The organism is Maricaulis sp. (assembly GCF_017642925.1).
In the GTDB taxonomy this organism is placed as follows: domain Bacteria; phylum Pseudomonadota; class Alphaproteobacteria; order Caulobacterales; family Maricaulaceae; genus Maricaulis.
In genome coordinates, this window is record NZ_JAEPOL010000020.1 from 1 (window position 1) to 21,440 (window position 21,440).

At 65.6% G+C, this 21,440-nt stretch carries 22 protein-coding genes; 8 read left to right on the forward strand and 14 right to left on the reverse strand.

Annotated elements, in window-relative coordinates:
* The first annotated feature begins 474 nt into the window (after positions 1 to 474).
* Entirely contained in the window at positions 475 to 2,289 is a 1,815-nt protein-coding gene (gene aspS, locus JJ918_RS14505) for an aspartate--tRNA ligase (RefSeq protein WP_291888784.1), read from the forward strand.
* A gap of 78 nt (positions 2,290 to 2,367) precedes the next feature.
* On the opposite strand, the gene JJ918_RS14510 is transcribed toward aspS, so the two are convergent.
* From JJ918_RS14510 to JJ918_RS14525, 4 genes are all read right to left on the reverse strand, one after another.
* Complete coding sequence (locus JJ918_RS14510; protein ID WP_291888787.1) at positions 2,368 to 4,635, reverse strand: pre-peptidase C-terminal domain-containing protein; 2,268 nt, start codon at positions 4,633 to 4,635, stop codon at positions 2,368 to 2,370.
* Between the two features lie 134 nt (positions 4,636 to 4,769).
* A complete protein-coding gene (locus JJ918_RS14515) occupies positions 4,770 to 6,014 on the reverse strand; it encodes a pentapeptide repeat-containing protein (protein WP_291888790.1) in 1,245 nt (414 codons plus the stop codon).
* Between the two features lie 125 nt (positions 6,015 to 6,139).
* Entirely contained in the window at positions 6,140 to 6,628 is a 489-nt protein-coding gene (locus JJ918_RS14520; RefSeq protein ID WP_291888793.1) for a pentapeptide repeat-containing protein, read from the reverse strand.
* A 59-nt stretch (positions 6,629 to 6,687) separates the two neighbouring features.
* Entirely contained in the window at positions 6,688 to 9,645 is a 2,958-nt protein-coding gene (locus JJ918_RS14525) for a hypothetical protein (RefSeq protein WP_291888796.1), read from the reverse strand.
* A 206-nt stretch (positions 9,646 to 9,851) separates the two neighbouring features.
* Here JJ918_RS14525 and JJ918_RS14530 point away from each other — a divergent pair, with 206 nt between their 5' ends.
* Positions 9,852 to 10,262: an NADH:ubiquinone oxidoreductase subunit NDUFA12 gene (locus JJ918_RS14530; RefSeq protein ID WP_291888798.1), complete on the forward strand. Its 411-nt coding sequence runs from the start codon at positions 9,852 to 9,854 to the stop codon at positions 10,260 to 10,262.
* 79 nt (positions 10,263 to 10,341) lie between these two features.
* Positions 10,342 to 10,791, forward strand: coding sequence for a DUF2155 domain-containing protein (locus JJ918_RS14535; RefSeq protein WP_291888801.1), 450 nt, complete (start codon positions 10,342 to 10,344; stop codon positions 10,789 to 10,791).
* On the opposite strand, the gene aat is transcribed toward JJ918_RS14535, so the two are convergent.
* From aat to aroQ, 4 genes are all read right to left on the reverse strand, one after another.
* Positions 10,758 to 11,408: a leucyl/phenylalanyl-tRNA--protein transferase gene (gene aat / locus JJ918_RS14540; RefSeq protein ID WP_291888803.1), complete on the reverse strand. Its 651-nt coding sequence runs from the start codon at positions 11,406 to 11,408 to the stop codon at positions 10,758 to 10,760. The genes JJ918_RS14535 and aat overlap by 34 nt on opposite strands.
* 84 nt (positions 11,409 to 11,492) lie before the next feature.
* Positions 11,493 to 12,839, reverse strand: a complete 1,347-nt coding sequence (gene accC, locus JJ918_RS14545) for an acetyl-CoA carboxylase biotin carboxylase subunit (protein ID WP_291888806.1) — start codon at positions 12,837 to 12,839, stop codon at positions 11,493 to 11,495.
* Between the two features lie 25 nt (positions 12,840 to 12,864).
* Entirely contained in the window at positions 12,865 to 13,347 is a 483-nt protein-coding gene (accB, locus tag JJ918_RS14550; RefSeq protein WP_291888809.1) for an acetyl-CoA carboxylase biotin carboxyl carrier protein, read from the reverse strand.
* Between the two features lie 23 nt (positions 13,348 to 13,370).
* The gene (gene aroQ / locus JJ918_RS14555) at positions 13,371 to 13,814 is read right to left on the reverse strand and encodes a type II 3-dehydroquinate dehydratase (RefSeq protein ID WP_291888811.1); all 444 of its coding nucleotides are present in this window, start codon (positions 13,812 to 13,814) and stop codon (positions 13,371 to 13,373) included.
* Positions 13,815 to 13,890: 76 nt separating this feature from the next.
* Between aroQ and thiS the strand changes: the two genes are divergently transcribed.
* From thiS to JJ918_RS14570, 3 genes are all read left to right on the forward strand, one after another.
* Positions 13,891 to 14,091: a sulfur carrier protein ThiS gene (gene thiS / locus JJ918_RS14560; protein ID WP_367277722.1), complete on the forward strand. Its 201-nt coding sequence runs from the start codon at positions 13,891 to 13,893 to the stop codon at positions 14,089 to 14,091.
* A gap of 1 nt (position 14,092) precedes the next feature.
* Positions 14,093 to 14,893 carry a thiazole synthase gene (locus tag JJ918_RS14565; RefSeq protein ID WP_291888815.1) on the forward strand — a complete coding sequence of 267 codons (801 nt, stop codon included), beginning with the start codon at positions 14,093 to 14,095 and terminating at the stop codon, positions 14,891 to 14,893.
* A gap of 64 nt (positions 14,894 to 14,957) precedes the next feature.
* Positions 14,958 to 15,374 carry a VOC family protein gene (locus tag JJ918_RS14570; RefSeq protein WP_291888818.1) on the forward strand — a complete coding sequence of 139 codons (417 nt, stop codon included), beginning with the start codon at positions 14,958 to 14,960 and terminating at the stop codon, positions 15,372 to 15,374.
* 66 nt (positions 15,375 to 15,440) lie between these two features.
* Here JJ918_RS14570 and JJ918_RS14575 read toward each other — a convergent pair whose 3' ends face one another.
* Both JJ918_RS14575 and JJ918_RS14580 read right to left on the reverse strand, forming a co-directional pair.
* The gene (locus JJ918_RS14575; protein ID WP_291888820.1) at positions 15,441 to 15,926 is read right to left on the reverse strand and encodes a hypothetical protein; all 486 of its coding nucleotides are present in this window, start codon (positions 15,924 to 15,926) and stop codon (positions 15,441 to 15,443) included.
* Between the two features lie 93 nt (positions 15,927 to 16,019).
* A complete protein-coding gene (locus tag JJ918_RS14580; protein ID WP_291888823.1) occupies positions 16,020 to 16,763 on the reverse strand; it encodes a DsbA family protein in 744 nt (247 codons plus the stop codon).
* A gap of 144 nt (positions 16,764 to 16,907) precedes the next feature.
* Here JJ918_RS14580 and JJ918_RS14585 point away from each other — a divergent pair, with 144 nt between their 5' ends.
* Positions 16,908 to 17,483, forward strand: coding sequence for a manganese efflux pump MntP family protein (locus tag JJ918_RS14585; protein ID WP_291888826.1), 576 nt, complete (start codon positions 16,908 to 16,910; stop codon positions 17,481 to 17,483).
* Here the strand turns inward: JJ918_RS14585 and JJ918_RS14590 are convergent.
* Together JJ918_RS14590 and JJ918_RS14595 are read right to left on the reverse strand one after the other, a co-directional pair.
* Positions 17,480 to 17,791: a cupin domain-containing protein gene (locus tag JJ918_RS14590; protein ID WP_271188232.1), complete on the reverse strand. Its 312-nt coding sequence runs from the start codon at positions 17,789 to 17,791 to the stop codon at positions 17,480 to 17,482. The genes JJ918_RS14585 and JJ918_RS14590 overlap by 4 nt on opposite strands.
* Positions 17,791 to 18,252: a RidA family protein gene (locus tag JJ918_RS14595; protein ID WP_291888830.1), complete on the reverse strand. Its 462-nt coding sequence runs from the start codon at positions 18,250 to 18,252 to the stop codon at positions 17,791 to 17,793. Before JJ918_RS14595 ends, JJ918_RS14590 begins: the two co-directional genes overlap by 1 nt.
* Before the next feature lie 102 nt (positions 18,253 to 18,354).
* On the opposite strand from JJ918_RS14595, the gene JJ918_RS14600 reads away from it, so the two are divergent.
* The gene (locus tag JJ918_RS14600; RefSeq protein WP_291888833.1) at positions 18,355 to 19,221 is read left to right on the forward strand and encodes an alpha/beta hydrolase; all 867 of its coding nucleotides are present in this window, start codon (positions 18,355 to 18,357) and stop codon (positions 19,219 to 19,221) included.
* 6 nt (positions 19,222 to 19,227) lie between these two features.
* Here JJ918_RS14600 and JJ918_RS14605 read toward each other — a convergent pair whose 3' ends face one another.
* Positions 19,228 to 20,511, reverse strand: coding sequence for a DNA polymerase IV (locus tag JJ918_RS14605; RefSeq protein WP_291888836.1), 1,284 nt, complete (start codon positions 20,509 to 20,511; stop codon positions 19,228 to 19,230).
* A complete protein-coding gene (locus tag JJ918_RS14610) occupies positions 20,508 to 21,401 on the reverse strand; it encodes an ROK family protein (protein WP_291888841.1) in 894 nt (297 codons plus the stop codon). Before JJ918_RS14610 ends, JJ918_RS14605 begins: the two co-directional genes overlap by 4 nt.
* Between the last annotated feature and the right edge of the window lie 39 nt (positions 21,402 to 21,440).

Here is a 21,440-nt window from a genome sequence, read left to right on the forward strand (position 1 = left end):
ACTTCAAATCGGACACACGATGTCCGCCGTGCATCCCGCACCCCTCTCATCGCTCCAGGGCGCAAGCCCGTGGAGGATTTCGTGCTTCCTCATCTCCAAACATGCACGATTTTTCCCGGAAGCGCGCAGCGCGGTCCGGGACCGACTGGACGCGGCTCACGCTTCACACCGGTCGGTAGATCCCGGATCTGCAGCCTGCCTGCGCAGGCTTGCATCCGGGAAAAATGGGAGAGGTTGAAATGAACACTTCCGCTTTCCCCGGATTTATTCCGGGGTCTGGCGGCGTTTCAGGAGGAGGCTCCTCCTGGCCCCGGCACGGGGGCCGGGGAAAATGGAGAGAGCGGAGAGAGTGGAGAGCGGTGGAGCGAAGTCACCATCCCAACTGCGCCCGATCCCCCGTGCAGCTTGACATTTCACCCTGCAAACCGGCACATCGCGGCACCTGTCTAACACCGATTTCCGGACGCTTTACCCATGCACGCATACCGTACCCATACCTGCGCCCAGCTGCGCAAGGACCATGTCGGCCAGACGGCCCGGATTTCCGGCTGGATCCATCGCAAGCGCGACCATGGCGGTCTGCTCTTCATCGACCTGCGCGATCATTACGGGCTGACCCAGGTCGTGCTGGAGCCGGAGAGCGCACACTTCGCCACGCTGGAGCGTCTGCGGGTGGAAAGCGTGATCACGGTGACCGGCGAAGTGATCGCCCGTTCTGCCGAGACGGTGAATGCCAATCTGCCGACCGGCGAGATCGAGGTGCGCCTGGCCGATCTGTCGATCCAGTCGGCGGCCGAGGAATTGCCGCTGCCGGTGTTCGGCGAGCCGGACTGGTCGGAAGAAGTGCGTCTGAAGCACCGCTATATCGATCTGCGCCGCGAGAGCCTGCACAAGCGTATCGTGCTGCGCTCGAAGATCATCGACTCGATCCGCCGCCGCATGGTCGAGGAGGGTTTCACCGAATACCAGACGCCGATCCTGACGGCTTCCTCGCCGGAAGGCGCGCGCGACTTCCTGGTGCCCTCGCGTCTGCACCCGGGCAAATTCTATGCGCTGCCGCAGGCGCCGCAGCAGTTCAAGCAGCTGATCATGGTCTCCGGCTTCGACCGCTATTTCCAGATCGCACCCTGTTTCCGTGACGAGGACGCTCGCGCCGACCGTGCGCCGGGCGAATTCTACCAGCTCGACATGGAAATGAGCTTCGCCACCCAGCAGGACGTGTTCGACGTGATCGAGCCGGTGATGAAGGGCCTGTTCGACGAGTTCGCCGATGGCCGTCATGTTCCGGACGAACCCTTCGTGCAGATCCCGTATTTCGATGCGATCCGCTGGTATGGCTCGGACAAGCCGGACTTGCGCAACCCGATCAAAATGTCGGACGTGTCGGAAACCTTCCGCGGTTCCGGCTTCAAGGTGTTTGCCGGCATGCTGGAGAAGAACCCCAAGGTCGAGGTCTGGGCGATCCCGGCCAAGACCGGCGGCAGCCGCGCCTTCTGTGACCGGATGAATGCCTGGGCCCAGAAAGAAGGCCAGCCGGGGCTGGGCTATATCTTCTGGCGCGAGGAAGAGGGTGCCGTGGTGGGTGCCGGCCCGATCGCCAAGAATATCGGCGAGGAGCGCACCGAGGCGCTGCGCGCGGAGCTGGGTCTGGAAGCCGGCGATGCCGTCTTCTTCGCGGCCGGCGATCCGAAGGACTTCTACTCGTTTGCCGGCAAGGCGCGCGATGTGGTCGGCACCGAGCTGGACCTGTGCGAGACAAATACGTTCCGCTTCTGCTGGATCGTCGACTTCCCGATGTATGAGTGGGATGAGGAGAACAAGAAGATCGACTTCTCCCACAACCCGTTCTCGATGCCGCAGATCGATCCGGACGAATTCCTGAAATTCGACGGCTCCGACCAAGAGGCGCTGCTGAGCCTGAAGGCCTTCCAGTACGACATCGTCTGCAACGGTGTGGAACTGTCGTCCGGCGCAGTACGGAACCACCGTCCCGACGTGATGCTGAAAGCCTTCGGCTTTGCCGGCTACGACGCCGAGACCGTGGAAGAAGAGTTCGGCGGCATGCTGAACGCCTTCCGCTATGGCGCCCCGCCGCACGCCGGTATCGCACCGGGTGTGGACCGCATCGTCATGCTGCTGGCCGGCGTGGAGAACCTGCGCGAAGTCGTGATGTTCCCGAAGGACCAGCAGGCCCGCGACCTGATGATGAACGCTCCGGCCGAGGTGGAGATGAAGCAGCTTCGCGAGCTTCACCTGCGCACCGTGGTGCCGGACAGCAAGAAGGATTGAGGCCAGCCCTCACGACCGAAAAAAGGCCCCGGAGACACCTCCGGGGCCTTTTGCTTTTTTGGACCTGAGCCCCGGGAATCAGGGCGCGGCAGTCTCGTCATTGTCTTCGGCCTCGGAGATGCCCGGCTGCAGGAAGTGCGGCGCGTCGAACCGGTAGGCCGGCGCGGCCATGCGGCCGGTCGATGCCTCGATCTCGATGGAATAGCCGACGCCGCTGCACGTCCCGGGCTCGGCGGGCAGGGTGCGGTTGAACACCATCAGGGCCGCATCGGAAAATCCGCTCGTATCGAACACGCCATCCTGTCCCAGGGGAATGGCGACAACCTCATCTCCGCGGCGGCCCAGGCCGATCAGTTCCAGCCCGTCCTCGCCTTCGAGCGTGATCTGGAAACGGCCGTCCAGATCGAACACCAGATAGTCCGCACCCAGTTCTTCCAGTCCGCCCTTGGACATCCAGCGTCCGGTCTCGTCCAGCGTATAGCGCACGGCCACGGAGCCGGAGAAGAGCGGCGCCAGATCATAGGCCCGGGCATAATTCTGCGCCCGCCAGCGCTGGATCGTGGCGGGAATGTCGGTGCCATATTCGGCCAGTGTCGCGGACGCGGTTTCAAACCCGTCCAGCGTCACGCTGTTCTCCCACAGGCGCCGCACCACCGCCTCGCCATGGCTGTCGGCCATGGATTGCAGCAGCGTCCACTGGGCATAGTCATGGCCGCCGGTCTGGGTGGTCCAGCACAGGTGCGGCGTGTCGAAATCGGTGCCGACATAGTCGGTCGCATCCTGGTCGCTGCCCATCGTGACGGTCTCGATCCAGGAGGCTGTCGCTTCATAGAGCCAGTCCAGGCCTTCCTCGGCGTCATAGCCGAACTGGACGACATGGTTGAACTCATGGGTGGCGGTGGCGCGCAGCAGGCTTTCCGCCGGCGCCTCCTTGCCCAGGCCCAGGAAATCATTGTCGATCACGAAGGCGGTCCGGGCCGCCAGGGTTTCGCGGACATCCGGCGTGTTGGGATTGTCGAACACGGTCTCGACAGGCTTGGTGAAACCCATCGCCCCGTCGACATGGGCGACATAGGCACGGTAGCGGCCATTCTCGTCGCGCAGCGGTTCGGCCCAGCCCATCCGTTCGATCTGGGCTTCGTAGGAATCCTGCAGGGCGATACCCACCAGCTCGGCATAGTGCCCCGAGGAGGCGTCTCTACCGTCCAGCGTGTAGTGGACGATGAAGTCCTCGGTCTCCAGCGTCAGCTCCGGACCGCTCAGCGTGACGACGTTCTCGTTCAGCGCCTGGAGTGTGTCGACGACGCTGGCGTCCACAGCGCTCAGGACGATGCGGAATTCGCCGCTCGTGTCCGAACCGTGATAGCGCGAGATCTCCAGCGTATAGGTCCCGCTGTGCGCTGCGGTGTAGGCAATGGCCGAGTTCAGCGTGCCGTCGCCGCGATCGTCATTCATTGCGACGGGAAACCCGTCCGGCCCGTTCAGCGTCAGCACCGTGTCCAGATCGTCGGTGATTGCATCGGCGACGATCATCACCGTCTGGCCGGCGGTCAGCTCGACCGGATAGCTCTGCTCGCGATTGTCGGCGCCGAGCACGCCCGAGTGTTCGGCGATGATCTCGCCCTCGACGCTGGCGAAGTCGAACGGCACCTGGGCATTGGGGTCCAGCGCGAGGGAGAGGACAAGATCGCCCTGGCCCTGGCCGTCATAGCTGCCAACCAGAACGGTGAAGCGGCCCGCTTCGTCAGGCTGGTAGACGATCTGGGAGTTCAGCGAGCCATCGCCGCGATCGTCATTCTGGGCGAGGACATTTCCGTCGGCATCCAGCAGGGTGAGCGTGGTGTCCAGCGTCTCGGTGAGGGCAAAGGTCGAGGCGACGAAGATGGTATCGGCGTCCAGATCGATCTCGGTGCGGACCTCGCTCGCGCCGCTGCCCAGCGTCACGACCTCCTCGCGCAGTGTTTCTGCGGCGTAGGACAGGCCGACATTCGCGCCTTCGGCAATGGTGAGTTCGAAGGCGCCGGTCGCTTCGCCATAGCCCGTCACGCGCGCTGTATAGCGGCCGCTCTCGGGCGGCATGAAGGTGATGCAGGACTGCAGCGAGCCGTCGCAATCATCATTCTGCGCGACCGGCTTGCCGTCGGGGCCGATCAGCGCGAGCACGGTGTCGAAATTTTCGATCGAAGCCGTGCTCAGCGTGACGACCTGTCCGGCCTCCAGCGTCAGCGGAAATTCGGCCTGCGGCGCGGCCTCTGTTACGGCGCCGGCAAACGGGCCCTCAGGTACCTGGGCCATGGCGGCACCGCTGGCCGACAGGCCAGCCAGAATGATGGTCGATATACGCATGAACGCCCCCTGGAAACGAGTCCGGCCGCCCAGCCGGGCGCCTTGCCCACCGGAGTAGCGGCGTGCGGCGCGCGGCACAAGAAGGGGGCTGTCACGAATGATGGTGGGGGCTGGACGGCAGGGCCGTCGATGCCTCAGCGTTCGGGCGGCGGCGGAGGTGTTTCCGGCGGCGGGGGGGCAATCCGGAACTCGAACCGCGTGGTCACGCTGCTCCTGTCCGTCTCGCGCTGCAGCTCGCGAAGTGCGCGTTCCTGTTCGCGGGCCTCGCGCCGCAGCTCGTCCTGCAGCGCACGATGTTCGCGCAGCGCTTCCTCGCGCTCACGCTCGATCTCGGCGCGCTCGACATGGCGCTCACGCTGGATTTCGCGCAGCTCCCGTTCGGCGCGGGCAATCTCGCGCAGCGCTTCATTGGTGGCTTCGCGGATCGCTTCCCGGTCAAGATCCTCGGCGTGGATTTCCAGCGCCTGGCCGATCTGGGTGAGCACCTCGATGCGCGCGTTTTCCAGCGCCCGCAACTCCATGACGGTCTCGGCGTCGGATTCGCCCCGCAGGCGCAGCACATAGCTGTATTCCTGGGCCGGCCCGAAGCGCATTTCGTCGCTGCCGCTGCAGACCGGCAGCTGCAGGCCGTCATTCAGCTCGGTCGCATCATTGCCGCAGGCGCCGGTCAGGCTGTCCTTGGTCAGGCCGATGGCCTCGCGGATGCGGGCCGAGGAGAAATTCGTACCGGCGAGATTGGCGCCGGTGAAATCGACTTCGCCCAGTTCGGCATTCTCGAAGCTGGAGCCGGTCAGGTCGGCATTGCGGAAACTCACTTCGGTACCGGTGACTTCGGCAAAGTTGGCGCGGCGCAGTTCGGCCGCCCGGAAATTCGTCTCGTTCAGCTCGGCGCGCAGGAAATTCACCTGCCGCAGCCGGGCGCTGTTGAAGAGCGTGCCGTCGAGCCGGGAGCCGATGAAGGTGACGAACACCATTTCGGTGGCGGAAAAGTCGGTGTCTTCGAGATCGGCGGCCGAGAAGTTCACCCGCTCGATCCGCGAGCCGGATAAGCGGGTGCCGGACAGGTTGGCGCGCGAGAAGGTGACACCGGTGAGCTGGGAGGCCGGCATGTCGGCATCGGAGAAATCGGTGTCGTTGAACCGGCTCTCCACGATGGTGACGCCTGGCAGCTCGCTGTCGGCAAAGGATGCGCCCTGGAAGTTCGCGCCGACAAAGACGGCACCGGCCAGGTTCTTGTCGGAGAAATCCCAGTTCTCGAACTCGCCGCCGATCGTCAGGCCACGCCGCGGATGATCGTCGTCTCCGCCCGCGAAAGCCGGAGCCGTCGCAAGGCAGGTTGCCGCAAGCAAAGCCGAAATGACGCGTGTCTGTATCCGCATATCCACTCAGATACGGCAGTCGCCGGGGGAGTTCGACTTAAATCACAGTAACCCCGGTGCATATCGTATGAAGCCCGCCTGTCCTTGGCCAGCCTTGGCGCCGGCTTTCCTTGTGCAGGACGTGTCTAATTGCAGCGCGGGATGTGCAGGCCGGCCGGCAGTTCCGTGGACTCGTCGCCGCACGCCCGGTTCAGCTGGGACTGGGTCAGGCCACGCGTCGTGCCCAGTTCGGCTCCGGACAGGTTGGCGCCCTCGAGATTGGCACCGGTCAGATCGGCGCTGTGCAGATAGGCGCCGACCAGATTGGCACGGCTGAGATCGGCACCGCGGAAGCTGGCACTGGTGAAACGGCCGCCGAACAGGTTCGCCACCGACAGGTTCGCATTGTCGAAGCGGGCGCCGTTCATGGTCACGAGGGCCAGGCTGGCCTGGCGCAGGCGACTGCCCGACACGTCGATGCCGGGGAGGTCGAGATAGGACAGGTCGGCCTGGAACAGGTTGCAGCCGGGGCAGGACTGGCCGGACTGGACCCGGGCAATCTGTGAGGCATCCTGGGCATGGGCGGCGGTCCCGAGGGTCAGGACGGCCAGGGCGGCAAGCCAAATCCGTTTCATTCTGGAGCGCTCCGAACGACTGGCCTCTCGCGAAGCAAGAGCCGTACCGGTGGACGGGATCAGTCGATGGCCGGACCCGTCCAGCCGCAAGCATCGCAATTGCGCGGTTCACCGTCACCGCCGGCGACGGTGAAATGGCCGCACTCGGGGCAGGGATCGCCGGAATAGGCCGTGATGTCACGGCTGCCGGCCCGCGTGATCGTGTGATCCTCGAGCTCGTAATGCCCGGCTTCGCCGGACCCGTCGCCGCGGCCGCTCGCCGCTTTGCGCGGGGCATTGGCGAACATCAGGATATTGTCCGGCACCTGGCCGCGCGAGAAACCGCGCGAGATGAATTTCGCGGCGTCTTCCTGGGCGAGCTTTTCCTGCTGGACACCCTTGCCCAGACCGCCGGGGTCGGCCCGGTCCGGTGAGACTTCCGCCAGATCCTCGCGGCCCAGATAGGACACGCCCAGTTCGCGGAAGAGATAGTCCAGGATGGAGGTCGCCTGCTGGATCGAGTCATTGCCCTCGACCGGGCCGGCCGGCTCGAACCGCGTATAGACGAAGGCGTCGACATATTCTTCCAGCGGCACGCCGTATTGCAGGCCGATGGAGATCGCGATGGCGAAATTATTCATCAGCGAGCGGAAGGCCGCGCCTTCCTTGTGCATGTCGATGAAGATCTCGCCCAGCTCGCCATCGTCGAACTCGCCGGTGTGAAGATAGACCTTGTGACCGCCCACCGTGGCCTTCTGGATATAACCTTTCCGGCGATCCGGCAGCTTGCGGCGCGCTGCGGGCTTCTCGACCACGCGCTCGACGGTCCGCTCGACAATGCGTTCATGGATCTGCGGCGCGGCGTCGGCGGCATAGTCGCCCTTGTCGAAATCGATCGCCGGCAGCAGATCGAACAGGCCCGATGCCGTGCGGCGGATATCCAGCCGGCGCAGGCCCAGCTCGGCGCCGGCATCGATCAGCGCCGACACATCGTCGATCGTCGCATCGCCGTCCAGCTCGAGGGCGATGGCGCAGGCTCCGCCGATCTGCTGTTCGACGGAATGTGCCATGCGCATGATGCCGTGCGGTGCGACCGGTGCGAAGACCGACCGGATCTCGGCGGGCAGGGTGGGGGAATCGTGCAGTTCGCCCGTGCCCTGGGCATGGCGGTCGGCGGCAGCGATGTCGGCTTCGGAAAAGCCCAGAGCGCGGCACAGGGAGGCGCCTTCGGCCTCGACCACATCGCTGGACAGACCCAGCTCGCGGCAGACCCGGTCGCCCAGCGTCCAGCGATTGAGGGCATGGCGGATCGAGGCGCCTTCCGCGATCGAATCCTCCAGCCTTTCAAGCACGTCTTCGGGCAGGCCGCGTTCGGCCAGCGCTTCCAGCGACAGGGCCGGAGCGCCCGCCAGCGTACCACGGCCGGCGGCGTGATCCTCGGCCTGCTCGATGCGGGCGGCTGACTGGTCCAGCGCCTCGAGGCCCTGGCGGACGCAACGCCGCAGGGTGCGGCCACCGCCGAACACATCGCCGGTGGTCGTTGTGGCGCCCAGAACGGGGGCCGCACCGTCGCTGTCTGCATCCATCAGGCCCGCGACAGCGCTGTCGACAGGACCGCAGGCCAGCACCACGCCCGGACGGGCGAGGGCGGCCTTGGGCAGGAAGGGTGTTGCTGCGTCTTCCAGACGCGCGGCCACCGTCTCGAATCCGGCCGGCAATGTATCGAGCGGAATGTCCGGACCCAGGCCCGGTGCGCTGGCGCCGGTACCGGCTGCCGCATCGCGCAGGGCGAGGGTCGCCAGCCGGGCGATCGCCGCGGCAGCGGTGCGTCCCTCATCGCTGTCATAGGCCAGCCCGCAGGCGGTCAGCGCTGCGCCAAGCCCCGTCAGGCTGATCGTGCCGGCCCAGGCGGCGCCCTTCGGCGCGCTCAGGGCCAGGGCTGCCGCCCAGTAGCGTATGGCATCGAACAGGAGATCGGCGTCGAAACTGCCCTCCACACCGATATAGGCAGGCAGGTTGACGAACAGGGTCGGTCCGGCCGCGTCCGGGCTTTCATGGAAGGCCAGGGACGGGGTGCCGAAACTCCAGACGGTCCGGGCGATCCCGGTGCGGAAATCACGGGCGCGGACGCTGCCGCCATCCTGTTCGAAACTCCAGGCCTCGTCCTTGGCAATCGCCTCGCACAGGGCCGGCGGCACATACAGCCGGGCCTTGCGCTGCGGCAGCGGGTCGGGGATCAGCGCGCCGAGGGCATCGTCGCCGGTTCCCTGGCGGGCCAGCGACAGGGCGCGTTCGACGGCTTCCTCGGGAACTCCGTCCTTCAAGGCGCGGCGCATCGCCCGGGCAAGGGCGGCATTGCTGCGCGGATCGAAACAGTCGTCGGGCTCGCCGGAACAGCGCCGGCAGGCTTCGCCGATGGCTTCCAGCCGCTCGCGGGTGACCCGGGCACCGACCTCGAGGATCGAGCCGCGCAGGGCGGTTTCCGCCACACGGCGCAACTGGCCGGGGGCGGTGCGGGCGGCCGCGCGGATCTGCAGCGGCAGTTCAGGAGCATCGGGGCTCTCCGGCGTATCGCCATAAGCCCAGTCGACCCCGCCCTCGGCGATCAGGTTCGCGTCGGGCATGACATGCCGGCTGGTCAGGCTGGCCGCGAGCTCACGGGCAAAGGTCTCCGCCATTTCCGGCGTCTCGAACGCACCCTGGCGGGCCGCCGACCAGGCCAGCGATCCGGCGAGGCGCGTCGTTAAGCTTTCCAGCCCGCTCTCGGTGATGCGGGTCTCGTCATCGGCAATGTGCGGCGTCAGGCTGCCGATCACCTTCACACCCGGCCGCGGCCTGGTGCGCAGCGGGCGGGGCGTATCCAGAAGGTCGGCGAGGCTCTGGGCGGCGTTCGCGCTCCAGTCGGCAGGAACAATGATCGTCCGGCTGCTGGATGCCAGCTCGGCATCGTCGCCGGATGCGGTCACTGTACGCTCTTCCGGCGCAAGGCGTTCGCCTTGCCGGGCCAGCTGCTGCGCGAAACGATCGAAGACTTCCATGCGTCCACCCTCAGACACCGGCCGGGCCCCGGTCATGCGCCGCGAATCGCCCGGACAAGCTGCCAGTCTACCGTGTGGCGGGGCCGGTCAGAAGCCTGCGGGCGGGCAGGCTGCGACACCGTGCAGCCGCGTTCGGTACTGGACCCGCCCGCGCCATGCGGGCATATAGGCCGCAACCTGTGTCGACCGACTCGGAGCCGCTGACAATGTTCGGAACGATCGCCAAGATTTTCGTGTGGTGGAAAGACGCCACGCCGGGAACTTTCCTGACGCTGGCCATGCGCGGCGCCAGGAAGGTCGGCGAGGATGAATACGGCAATCGCTATTTCGAGGAGCGCGGCGTGACCGGCCCCGACGGCAACAAGCGCCGCTGGGTGGTCTACAAGGGCTATGCCGACGCGTCGCGCGTGCCGTCCGACTGGCATGGCTGGCTGCATCACACCTTCGAGACGCCGCCCAGCGAAGAACCGCTGCGCCGTCAGCCCTGGGAAAAGGACCACCATCCCAATCTCACGGGCACGGTCTATGCCTATCGCCCGTCGGGCAGCCTGCTGACGCCGCAGGGCCGTCAGTCTGCCACCGCCGATTACGAAGCCTGGTCGCCCGACGAAGCCTGAGTTTTCCGCGGAGAGACGGCGCGGTCCTGCCTCAGCTCCGTCTCGACACGGTCATAATTGTCAGGGCAGAGTACGCGTCATGAAAACCGTCTTCACCGCCTGTCTCCTTTCCCTGGGTCTTGCCGCCGGCGCGCTGGCGCAGGACAACGATCCTATCGGCGACATGCTGCGGGGCGATGACCCCGATGCACGCGACGGCGAGGAATTGTCGAGCGAACCGGGCAGCATCGTCGTGCTGCGCGGTCTGGACAAGGTCACTGCCCGGACCCGCGATTTCGAGATCGCGATCGGCGAGACCGTGAATTTCGGCGCCCTGGCCATCACGCCGCGCTATTGCCGCCGCCGTCCGCCCGAAGAGACCCCGGAAACCTATGCCTTCCTGGAAATCCGAGACCGCCGCACCGACGGTTTCGGGGTTGATACGGATGGCGAGGAGATTTTCTCGGGCTGGATGTTTGCCTCGCGTCCGGCGCAGAACCCGCTGGAACACGCCGTCTACGACGTCTGGGTGATCGACTGCAGGGCCTGAGCCCCGCTCATCCCCTCGGGCACGGGTGGAAATCCCGTCTTTATCTTCAGGGCATCGGCCAGGCGCAGATGATACATCGCGCGCGGTATGGTGATCGCGCCGAAGCGTTCCAGATGTTCTGTGGTGAATTGGGTATCCAGCAGGATGAAGCCGCCGGCCTTCAGCTGGGCGATGAGATGGACCAGCGCCACCTTGGACGCGTCAGTGCGCCGCGAGAACATGCTCTCGCCGAAAAAGGCCCCGCCCAGCGAAACCCCGTACAGACCGCCGACCAGTTCACCGTCCTGCCAGCTCTCGACGCTGTGGGCGAAACCCAGCTGGAAAAGTTCGCGATAGAGGCTGAGAATACCGTCATTGATCCAGGTTTCCTCACGGCCCGGCGCCGGTTCGGCGCACCCGGCCACCACGGCCTCGAAGGCAGTGTCAAAACGGATGTCGAACGCGTCCTGGCGGACCGCCTTGCGCAGGGTGCGCGGAATGTGGAACCCCTCCAGCGGCAGCACGCCCCGCTCGTCCGGGTCGAGCAGGTAGATCCGCGGATCGTCGCGTCCCTCGGCCATGGGAAACACGCCGCGGGCATAGCATTCGATCAGGTCTTCTGCGCCGAAACCGCGCATCGGGCTACCGCTCCCAACGCGTGACCGCAAACACAGGAACGGTCACGCAATCGCTCAAGATGCGGGACCGCGGGGTCCCGGCGGCTAGCCGTTACGCTTGGCCAGCCATTCCTCAAGCCAGCGGATGTGGTAGTCCCCGTTCACGAAATCCGGTTCCTCGAGCAGGTCGAGGAAGATCGGGATCGTCGTCTCCACTCCGCCGACCACCATTTCTTCCAGCGCACGGCGCAGGCGCAACAGGGTCTCCGTGCGCGTACGGCCGTGAACGATCAGCTTGCCGATCAGGCTGTCATAATAAGGCGGAATGGAATAGCCCGCATACAGGGCGGAATCGAGGCGGACGCCGAGGCCGCCCGGCGCGTGGAAATCGGTCACCGTGCCCGGCGAGGGCGCGAAGGTCCGGGGGTTCTCCGCATTGATGCGGCATTCGATCGCCCAGCCTTCGAAGGTGATATCGTCCTGGGTGATGCCCAGCGGGGCACCGTCGGCGACGCGGATCTGCTCGCGCACCAGGTCGATGCCGGTGATCATCTCGGTGACCGGGTGTTCGACTTGCAGGCGGGTATTCATTTCGATGAAGTAGAACTCGCCGTTTTCCCACAGGAATTCGATCGTGCCGACGCCGCGATAGCCGATGGCCTCGATGGCCTTGCGAACCGTCTCGCCGATCTTGGCGCGCTCTTCGGGGCTCAGAGCAGGCGAGGGGGCCTCCTCGAGGATTTTCTGGTGGCGGCGCTGCAGCGAACAGTCACGCTCGCCCAGATGGACGACATTGCCGTGCATGTCGGCAAGCACCTGGATTTCGATATGGCGCGGCTGGCCGAGATATTTTTCCAGATAGACCGTGCCGTCGCCAAAGGCGGCCGAAGCTTCCGCCGAGGCAGTCTCCATGGCTTCCTTCAGCTTGTCGGCGCTCTCGGCGACCTTCATGCCGCGGCCACCGCCGCCGGATGCGGCCTTGATCAGCACCGGATAGCCGATCTCCGCGGCAATCGGCTGGGCTTCTTCATAGGTCGCCACGCCGCCTTCCGAACCGGGGACCACCGGAATACCGGCTTCCATCACGGCCTTCTTGGCGGTGATCTTGTCGCCCATCATGCGGATGTGTTCGGCCGTCGGGCCAATGAAGGCCAGGCCATGCGCCTCGACGATCTCGGCGAAGCGGGCGTTCTCCGACAGGAAGCCGTAGCCCGGGTGGATCGCCTGGGCGCCCGTCACTTCGGCTGCCGTGATGATGGCGGGAATGTTGAGATAGGACTTGCCGGCCGGCGGCGGGCCGATGCACACGCTCTCGTCCGCCAGGCGGACATGCATGGCATTGGCGTCGGCCTCGGAGTGGACGGCCACCGTGCGGATGCCCATTTCGCGGCAGGCGCGATGGACACGAAGGGCAATCTCGCCGCGATTGGCGATCAGGATCTTTTCGAACATGTCGGCTCTCGCGTCGGCTTGGGCGTCAGGAGAGGACGAAGAGAGCTTCGCCGTATTCCACCGGCTGCCCGTCCTCGACCAGGATATCCGTGATCGTACCGGCCTTCTCGGCGGTGATCGGGTTGAAGGTCTTCATCGCTTCGACCAGCAGGATGGTGTCACCCTGTTTCACCTGGTCGCCGACGCGCACGAACAGGGCGGCGTCCGGATTGGGCTTCAGATAGACCGTGCCGACCATCGGCGATTTCACCGTGCCGGGCTTTTCAGCAGCTTCGGCTGCAGCTGGAGCCGCGCCGGGGGCAGCAGCCACCGGTGTCGGAGCTGGCGCAGCGGCCGGGACGGAGACGGTCTGCACGGCCGGCGCAGCGGTCAGCTGACGGGCAATCCGCAGACGCAGATCGTCATGCTCGACTTCGATCTCGGACAGTTCCGTCTCGCGCAGGATATCCGCGAGTTCGCGGACCAGCTGGGGGTCGATCGGGGAGCGGGAACGGGAATCAGAACTCATGATGATCAGGCCTTTGGTTCCGTCTATTGCGTTTCGAGGCATCCGGCGGCGGCAGTGATACCGAGCAGGTAGCTGTTCAGCCCCAGACCGGTAATCGAGCCCCGCGCGGCGGATGCGATGTAGGAGTGGTGTCGGAAAGCTTCGCGTGCCGCTGTCTGACTCAAATGAACTTCGATGACCGGAGGTTCTATAGCGCGAACGGCGTCATGCAAAGCGACCGATGTATGCGTATAGGCACCCGGGTTGAAGACAACTGCAGACGCGTTGACGTTTGCGTCATGCAGCCAGTCGATCAGTTCGCCTTCATGGTTGGACTGGCGAAACACGATGGAAATCCCCAGATCACGGGCGTGGGCGGTGCAGGCCTGTTCGATGTCGGCGAGCGACATGGAACCGTAGACCTCGGGCTCGCGGGTGCCGAGAAGATTGAGATTCGGTCCGTTGAGGATGTGAATGGGTTTGCTCATGGCCTTGCCTTGAAGCCTCAAGGAGAATTACGAGGTGAGTGACGTCAGGACTCACGAAAGGTCAAGCGAAGCCGTGCTGCAGCTAACAGTCAATGGCGAAAGCCGGTCGATTGCCGATGGCGCCCGTGTGGCGGACCTGGTGAGCGACCTGAATCTGGACGGACGGAAGATCGCCGTGGAGCGGAATCTGGAGATTGTTCCGCGATCGCAATACGCCGGAACGGCGCTGCAGGACGGCGACCGGATCGAGATTGTCGCATTTGTTGGAGGTGGATGAGATGGATGATGCCGTAACCCCGAACGTCGCGGAGGACACGCCGCTGGTGGTCGCCGGCCGCACCTTCACCTCCCGCCTCATCATCGGTACGGGCAAATATGCGACCTACGCCCAGAATGCCGAGGCGCTGAAGGCGTCCGGCGCCGAGATGATCACGGTCGCCGTGCGCCGGGTGAACCTGTCCAATCCGGACGAGCCGCGCCTGGTCGATTTCATCTCGCCCGAGGATTACACCTATCTGCCCAATACGGCCGGCTGCTTTACCGGCGAGGACGCGATCCGCACGCTGCGCCTGGCGCGCGAGGCGGGCGGCTGGAATCTGGTGAAGCTGGAAGTCCTGTCCGATCCCAAACACCTCTACCCCGACATGGCCGAGACGCTGCGCGCGGCGGAGATGCTGATCAAGGACGGGTTCGAGGTGATGGTCTACTGCTCCGACGATCCGGTCTACGCCAGGAAGCTGGAAGAGATCGGCTGCTGTGCGATCATGCCGCTGGGCGCGCCGATCGGTTCGGGCCTGGGTATCCAGAACCCCGTCAATATCCGCCTCATCGTCGAACAGACCAAAGTGCCGGTGATCGTCGATGCCGGTGTCGGTACGGCGTCCGATGCCGCCGTGGCGATGGAGCTGGGCTGTGACGGTGTGCTGATGAACACGGCGATTGCCGAGGCGAAGGATCCGGTCCGGATGGCCCGTGCGATGCGTCATGCCGTGATTGCCGGCCGCGAGGCCTATCTGGCCGGCCGCATGCCGAAGAAGCGCTATGCCGATCCGTCCAGTCCGCTTTCCGGTCTGATCTGATTCATTTCGCTCTTGCGATGTTCCGTTTTTGTTCTATTCTGATTTCCCAACAGGGAGAACCGGGATGGAACAGCGTATCTCGCTTATCACCCTCGGCGTTGCCGATACCGCGCGCTCGCGGGCTTTCTACGAAGCGCTGGGCTGGAAGGCGGCCTTCGAGAATGAGGAAGTCGTCTTCTTCCAGCTGAACGGCATCGTGCTGGGCCTGTTCCGGCGCGACAGTTTCGATCTCGACATGAAACGCGACAATGACGGCACGGGCCGGATCGCGCTCGCCTACAATGTCCGCGACCGGTCCGAGGTCGACCCGGCGCTCGACCGGGCGGTGGCCGCCGGAGGCAGCGTGCTGAAGCGGGCCGAGGAGACCCCCTGGGGCGGATATTCCGGCTATTTCGCCGATCCGGATGGGCACGCCTGGGAAGTCGCGCACAATCCGGCCTGGACAATCACCGCGGCCGGCCATGTCGAGATGCGCGTCTGACCGCTTGTCCGGCTCGCGATGGCGGGCATCAGTTCAGGAGGACGGAACCGGCAAGCCCTGCGGTTCTCACCTGCGTTCATTGCAGGGGATCATCCGGTCGCCACGCCGGGGCTCGTCGATCCGGCGGCGCTCTCCCGTCGCATCGTCGATAAAAAGCCGGTGGTTATAGGTGCGCAGGGCGGTCGTCGGTCCCGGGCCGCCGCGGATCGCAAGACGCATCTCCTGGCGTCCGGTCTCGCCGCTGCCGTCCGGTGCCGGGCCGTGCAGGATCCACAGCATGTCGGTCCAGATCCCGCTGCCGGACGTCAGCCCGTTGGAGTAAAGACCACGGCGCTCGTCCAGGCGCAGATATCCGGCAATCTCGCCCTGGCTGTAGATCGTGATCCGGTCGCCGGCGATGTCCCAGACATCCGTGCGGTCCTTGCAGCCCGTCCCGTTGCCCCAGCCCCAATCGCCATCCTGCTGCACGTATTCGCGCAGCTCTCCCGGCATCTTGCCGCAGGCGGCCGGCAGGATGGCAAGACAGGCCATGGGGATAAGAGCGTACCGCATCGCGTCTCCGGGTCCGGTTCCGCCATTGTCTAGCTGAACCGGACCGGACGCGGGCATCCCCTGTTCCGGGGACGCGAAGGCAGCGTGCAGGGGCTACCCGGCGAGCGCCCGCTGCAGGGCTTCGTCGAGCGCGAGTTCGTTGGCGCCGGATACGATCGTGCCGTCGACGATGAAGAAGGGCGTGCCCGTCACGCCCAGCACTTGGCCGAGCGAGCGCACCTGGCTGATGTGTTCCATGATGGCCGGGCTTTCCATCGCCTCGCGCATGCGCTCGACATCCACACCCGACACGCGGGCGAGCTGGTTGATCCGCTCGCTGGGCAGCGGCCCGGAGGAGGACACCATCGCATTGTGGAAGGCCTCGTAGATGTCCGTCCCCTGTTGCAGGGCCGCGATCGCCGCGCGCGACGCCTCCAGCGAATCCTCGCCCAGGATCGGGTATTCCTTGATGATGAACTGGATGCGGTCGCCATGCTCTTCGCGCACGTCCTCGACCCAGTCATTGGCGACCCGGCAGTAGGAGCATTTGTAGTCCATGAATTCGACGATCACGATCTCCGCGTCTTCCGGGCCGAGGCGCGGGTCGCGCGGGTCGTTGTAGATGGCCTCGGACTGGGCTTCGACGGCGTCATAGGCGGCCTGCATCTCGCGGGCGCGGGCCCGGCGCTGCAGCTCGATCAGGGCCTCTTCGATGATTTCCGGGTTCTCGAGAATGTAGTCACGCACGATGTCGCGCACTTCCTCGCGCTGCGTGTCGGACAGTTGGGCGCTGGCATCGCCTTGCTGGCAACCCATCAGGAGAATGGCGGCGGCGAAAATTCCCGCGAAACGTGTCATGATCGGACCCCTTGAAACCGGTAGCGCCGCACATCTAGCCGGTCTTGCCCCGCACTGCGAGGTTTTCCGGTGTAAAATCATCGTGTGAGGCTTCGAAGCGCACCGACCGCTTGCGGGTCTGCACCGTCGCGCCTATGCGAGGGCATGATCTCGGTTCTCACACTCCCGCTCACCAGTCTTTCCCTGTCGACCGACGCGTTTGCCGCTGCGCTCGCCCGGGGCGCTTCCGATCCGGCCGCGCGAACCCTGCGCGCCATGAGGGTGGGGGCGGTGTTCGGTCTCGCCGAGGGGCTGATGTGCCTGGCCGGCTGGCTGCTGGCACGCGTGGCCGCGCACTGGATAACCGCCGTCGACCACTGGATCGCCCTGATCTTGCTGGCAGCGATCGGCGGAATGATGATCCGAAATGGACTGGGGGGTGCGGACGAGGACGTAGCGGATGAACCGGCCGCCGCTACGTCCGGCCTTCTGGCGACGGTCGTCACGGCGCTGGGGACGAGTATCGATGCCGCCGCCGTCGGGATCGCCCTTGCTCTGGCAGGCGGTCCGGCCTGGTCAGCCCTGGCGATCGGGCTGACCTCCTTCACCATGGCCAGCCTGGGCTACCGGATCGGTCCCAAAGTCGCCGAGCGGCTGGGCGGGTTTGCCGAGATCGCCGGCGGGGCGGTGCTGATCGGGATCGGTGTCTCGATCTTCGTCAGCCACATGACAGGCGGCTAATCGCTGTCGATATCCTCGACGACGAGAATGCGCGCTTCGCCCAGGGGATGGGCGACATGCTCCTCGCCATCGCCGATGGCCAGCGCGTCGCCGGCTTCCAGCAACATGGATTTCTCGACGCCGGCCTCGCGGTATTTCATCTCGACCCGGCCATCGAGCACCACGAAGACCTCGTCACCGGTATTGCGGTGCCAGCGATAAGGCTGGTCGGTCCAGTGCAGGCTGACCCCGGTGGATCCGAACAGGGCGAGGCGCTCGGCGCCCCAGGCCCGTTCGGCGGTGAAGTCCCGTGCGCGGATGCGTTTCATCAGGCGATCTCGAAAACCGCGTCGACCTCGACGGCGGCGCCCAGCGGCAGGACCGGGCAGGAAACGGCGGAGCGGGCGTGCCGGCCCTTGTCGCCGAACACATCGACCATCAGGTCGGAACAGCCATTCACCACTTTGGGAATATCGGTGAAGGACGGGGCTGCGGCCACGAAACCGCCAAGACGCACGACCCGTTTCACGCGCTCCAGATCGCCCTCGCAGGCGGCTTTCATCTGGGCGATGAGATTGATGCCGCACAGCCGCGCCGCGGCCTGTCCGGCCTCCAGATCCATGTCATCGCCCAGCGTGCCGGCGACCAGACCGTCCGGGCCGATGGAGACCTGGCCGGACAGGAAGACCTGATTGCCGGTGCGCACGAAGGGCACATAATTGGCAACCGGGGCGACCGGCTGGGGCAGGGAAATGCCGAGCTCGGCAAGACGGGCTTCGATGGCGGACATGGGGCGCTCCTTGGCTCGATATGCCGACAACTTAGTGATGTATCGGCCCCATGCAATCTGCCTGCTTGACTTGACGCGAACGTCATCCGGCACAGTGCGCACATGACGACGATGATCCGTGAAGACGAAATCCGATTCGATGCGCGCGACGGCTACTCGCTGTCGGGGCGGATCATCACGCCCGAACAGCCGCGGGCGGCGGTTCTGGTCTCCTCGGGGACGGGCTTTCCCAAGGGCTTCTACCGCCGGATCGCGCTGGCCGGTGCCGAGCGGGGCTATGCCTGTCTGCTCTATGATTACCGTGGCATCGCGGGATCGGCGCCGGCGCGGATGCGCGGATACAAGGCCGATATCGTCGACTGGGGCCGGCTCGATTTTCCCGCTGCGCTCGACCGGGCACAGGCCCTGGCGCCCGGCAAGCCGCTCTTCACGCTGGGCCATTCGGTGGGCGGGCATCTTGTCGGCCTGGCCGACAACGCCGCGAAAGCACGCGCCCATGCCTTCATCTGCGTCGGGTCGGGGCATTGGGGCCGGCATCTGGCCTATTACCGGCCGCAGGTTCTGTTCTTCTGGTTCGCCTATGGCTCGGCCTGCCTCGCCCTGAAAGGATATATCCCGCCGGGTGGTATGTGGGGCGGTACGGCCTTGCCACGGGATGTGTTCCTGCAATGGCGGCGCTGGGCATCCAGACCCGGTTATCTGGGCGATGAATTCGAAGCGATCGGGGAACACTGTTTCGGCGCAATCGAGGCCCCGATCCGCTCCTACCAGTTCACCGACGATCCGATTGCGACAGCGGGTGCTGCACAGGACATTCTGGACCTCTATTCCGCGGCTTCCACCGAACTCGTCACCCTTGCCCCGACGGATATCGGCGCCGCGCGTGTCGGGCATTCCGGGGCGTTCCGGCGGGGGGCAGAGGCGCTGTGGCCGATGCCGTACGACTGGTTCGATACGATGGCAGATTGACGGGTTCTAGCGCTCGCGTTTCGGCTTGGCCCGGAAGGCGATTCCCTTGACGACAGCATCGCCGCCGAATTTCGCCCGGGCCTTGTCGATCGCGCGCTCGGCCGTTGCGCGGCGGATGGCATTGGGATCGAGAAGATCGCCGCTGTCGGCGACGGCGGGCTGGAGGCCGGAAAAGCCGATCCCGATCAGCCGGTAGCGCGTACCGTCAATCTCCGGCGCCAGCAATTCCTTTCCGACCCGGAATAGCGTGTCGGCCAGCTGGCTGGGTTCGGACAGGGTGCGCCGCCGCGTTCGGGTCTTGAAGCCGGACGTCTTCAGCTTCAACGTTACCACCGAGCCGGAAATCGCCTGCGCCTTCATCTGGTCCGACACACGGACGCACAGGCGCCAGAGCTGCTTTTCCAGCGTCTCCCGGTCGTCATGATCGGCATTGAAAGTGGTCTCGCTCGACACGCTCTTGCGGTCGCGTTCCGGTTTGACCCGGCGCGTGTCCTCGCCGCGGGCGAGCCGTGCCAGGTGAAAACCCATCTCGCCATAGCGCCGCGCCATCTCCTTGTCGCCATGCCGGCTGATATCGGCGAGCGTGCGGATCCCGTCGCGTTCCAGCTTGGCGGCAAAGGCCGGGCCGACGCCATAGATGGCCCGCACCGGCTGCTTCTCCAGGAAGGCCTGCGCATCGCCTTCCCCGATCACGGCAAAGCCGTGCGGCTTGTCCAGATCGGACGCGGTCTTGGCGAGGAATTTGTTGAAGGACAGGCCGACGGAGACGGTGATGCCCACCGTCTCGCGGATACGGCGCTGCAGGCGCAGGAGCGTGAGGGCGGGCGGCGCGCCGTGCAGCCGTGTCGTCCCCGTCAGATCGAGGAAGGCTTCGTCGATCGACAGCGGTTCGACCAGCGGGGTGACGTCCTGCATCATCTCGCGGATGCGCCGCCCCTCGGCGGCATATTTGCCGTGTTCGGGCTTGATCACGACGGCATCCGGGCAGGCCTGCAGCGCCTTGAACATCGGCATGGCCGAGTGCACGCCATAGAGCCGCGCCACATAGCAACAGGTCGAGACGACACCGCGCTGGCCGCCGCCGACAATAACGGGCAATTCTTCCAGGGCCGGGTTGTCGCGTTTCTCGATGGCCGCAAAGAAGGCGTCGCAATCGATATGGGCGATCGACAGTGTGTCGATCTCGCGATGCCGCAGCAGCTTGTGCGAACCGCAGGCGGGACAGGCATCGCCTGCGCTTTCCGGCAATGGCGTCAGGCAGGCGCGGCAATAGCCCGGATCGCCGCTCATCGCGGCTCGGCCGGCCACAGCCAGGCCGCACCCCGCACGCCGGAACTGTCGCCATGGAGATGGCGGACGACGCGGGTCTCCAGCACGTCGGAGAAGATGTGAGCGGACAGGCGCTCCTGCACCGTCTCTGCCAGGCCGTCGGCATTGGAGACGCCCCCGCCCAAAACGATCACATGCGGGTCGATCAGGTTGACGACGTTGGCGAGCGCGCGGGCCAGCCGGTCGGCATGGCGGGCCATGCTGTCCCGGCAGCCGGGGTCCGGCGAGCGGGCAATCTCGAGTGCTGTCAGTGTCGTGCCCGTGCGGCGGGCATGGTCCTGCGCGATGCCGGGGCCGGACAGCCAGGTCTCCAGACAGCCGGTCTGACCGCACCAGCATTGCGGGCCGGGATATTCGTCCGGCCGAGGCCAGGGCAGGGGATTGTGGCCCCATTCGCCTGCGATCCGCTGGGCACCGTCGAGCAGCTTGCCGTCGATCACGATGCCGCCGCCCGTACCGGTCCCCAGGATGACACCGAACACGATGCTGGCGCCGGCCGCAGCGCCGTCGCGGGCTTCGGACAGGGCGAAACAGTCGGCGTCATTGGCGAGACGGACCGGGCGGTCGAGACGGGCTTCCAGGTCGCTGCCGAGGGCGCGGCCGTTCAGCCATTGCGAGTTGGCGTTGCGGATATGGCCGGTCTTCGGGCTGATGGAGCCGGGGTGACCAACCCCCACCTTAGCGGGCCCATAATCACTCTCCAGGTGCGCAATAAGAGCAACAATCGTGTCCAGTAGTACGCCATAATTGCCCGGTGTCGGACGCCGCTCGCGCGCCAGGATCTCGCCGGCGGCATTCATGGCGGCGGCCTCGATCTTCGTGCCGCCCAGGTCGATCCCGATTCGTATCATGCCGCGCACCACCCGTGGACAAGACTGGTCTTCAAATCC

Excerpts from the sequence above, each read along its gene's own strand:
- JJ918_RS14515 (WP_291888790.1), bottom strand. The coding sequence starts at position 6,014 with ATGCGGATACAGACACGCGTCATTTCGGCTTTGCTTGCGGCAACCTGC.
- JJ918_RS14575 (WP_291888820.1), bottom strand. The coding sequence starts at position 15,926 with ATGCGGTACGCTCTTATCCCCATGGCCTGTCTTGCCATCCTGCCGGCC.
- aroQ (WP_291888811.1), bottom strand. The coding sequence starts at position 13,814 with ATGAGCAAACCCATTCACATCCTCAACGGACCGAATCTCAATCTTCTC.
- JJ918_RS14605 (WP_291888836.1), bottom strand. The coding sequence starts at position 20,511 with ATGAGCGGCGATCCGGGCTATTGCCGCGCCTGCCTGACGCCATTGCCG.
- JJ918_RS14520 (WP_291888793.1), bottom strand. The coding sequence starts at position 6,628 with ATGAAACGGATTTGGCTTGCCGCCCTGGCCGTCCTGACCCTCGGGACC.
- JJ918_RS14590 (WP_271188232.1), bottom strand. The coding sequence starts at position 17,791 with ATGAAACGCATCCGCGCACGGGACTTCACCGCCGAACGGGCCTGGGGC.
- JJ918_RS14525 (WP_291888796.1), bottom strand. The coding sequence starts at position 9,645 with ATGGAAGTCTTCGATCGTTTCGCGCAGCAGCTGGCCCGGCAAGGCGAA.
- JJ918_RS14585 (WP_291888826.1), top strand. The coding sequence starts at position 16,908 with ATGATCTCGGTTCTCACACTCCCGCTCACCAGTCTTTCCCTGTCGACC.
- JJ918_RS14610 (WP_291888841.1), bottom strand. The coding sequence starts at position 21,401 with ATGATACGAATCGGGATCGACCTGGGCGGCACGAAGATCGAGGCCGCC.
- JJ918_RS14530 (WP_291888798.1), top strand. The coding sequence starts at position 9,852 with ATGTTCGGAACGATCGCCAAGATTTTCGTGTGGTGGAAAGACGCCACG.
- JJ918_RS14595 (WP_291888830.1), bottom strand. The coding sequence starts at position 18,252 with ATGTCCGCCATCGAAGCCCGTCTTGCCGAGCTCGGCATTTCCCTGCCC.
- accC (WP_291888806.1), bottom strand. The coding sequence starts at position 12,839 with ATGTTCGAAAAGATCCTGATCGCCAATCGCGGCGAGATTGCCCTTCGT.
- JJ918_RS14565 (WP_291888815.1), top strand. The coding sequence starts at position 14,093 with ATGGATGATGCCGTAACCCCGAACGTCGCGGAGGACACGCCGCTGGTG.
- aat (WP_291888803.1), bottom strand. The coding sequence starts at position 11,408 with ATGCGCGGTTTCGGCGCAGAAGACCTGATCGAATGCTATGCCCGCGGC.
- JJ918_RS14570 (WP_291888818.1), top strand. The coding sequence starts at position 14,958 with ATGGAACAGCGTATCTCGCTTATCACCCTCGGCGTTGCCGATACCGCG.
- JJ918_RS14580 (WP_291888823.1), bottom strand. The coding sequence starts at position 16,763 with ATGACACGTTTCGCGGGAATTTTCGCCGCCGCCATTCTCCTGATGGGT.
- JJ918_RS14535 (WP_291888801.1), top strand. The coding sequence starts at position 10,342 with ATGAAAACCGTCTTCACCGCCTGTCTCCTTTCCCTGGGTCTTGCCGCC.
- accB (WP_291888809.1), bottom strand. The coding sequence starts at position 13,347 with ATGAGTTCTGATTCCCGTTCCCGCTCCCCGATCGACCCCCAGCTGGTC.
- aspS (WP_291888784.1), top strand. The coding sequence starts at position 475 with ATGCACGCATACCGTACCCATACCTGCGCCCAGCTGCGCAAGGACCAT.
- JJ918_RS14600 (WP_291888833.1), top strand. The coding sequence starts at position 18,355 with ATGACGACGATGATCCGTGAAGACGAAATCCGATTCGATGCGCGCGAC.
- JJ918_RS14510 (WP_291888787.1), bottom strand. The coding sequence starts at position 4,635 with ATGCGTATATCGACCATCATTCTGGCTGGCCTGTCGGCCAGCGGTGCC.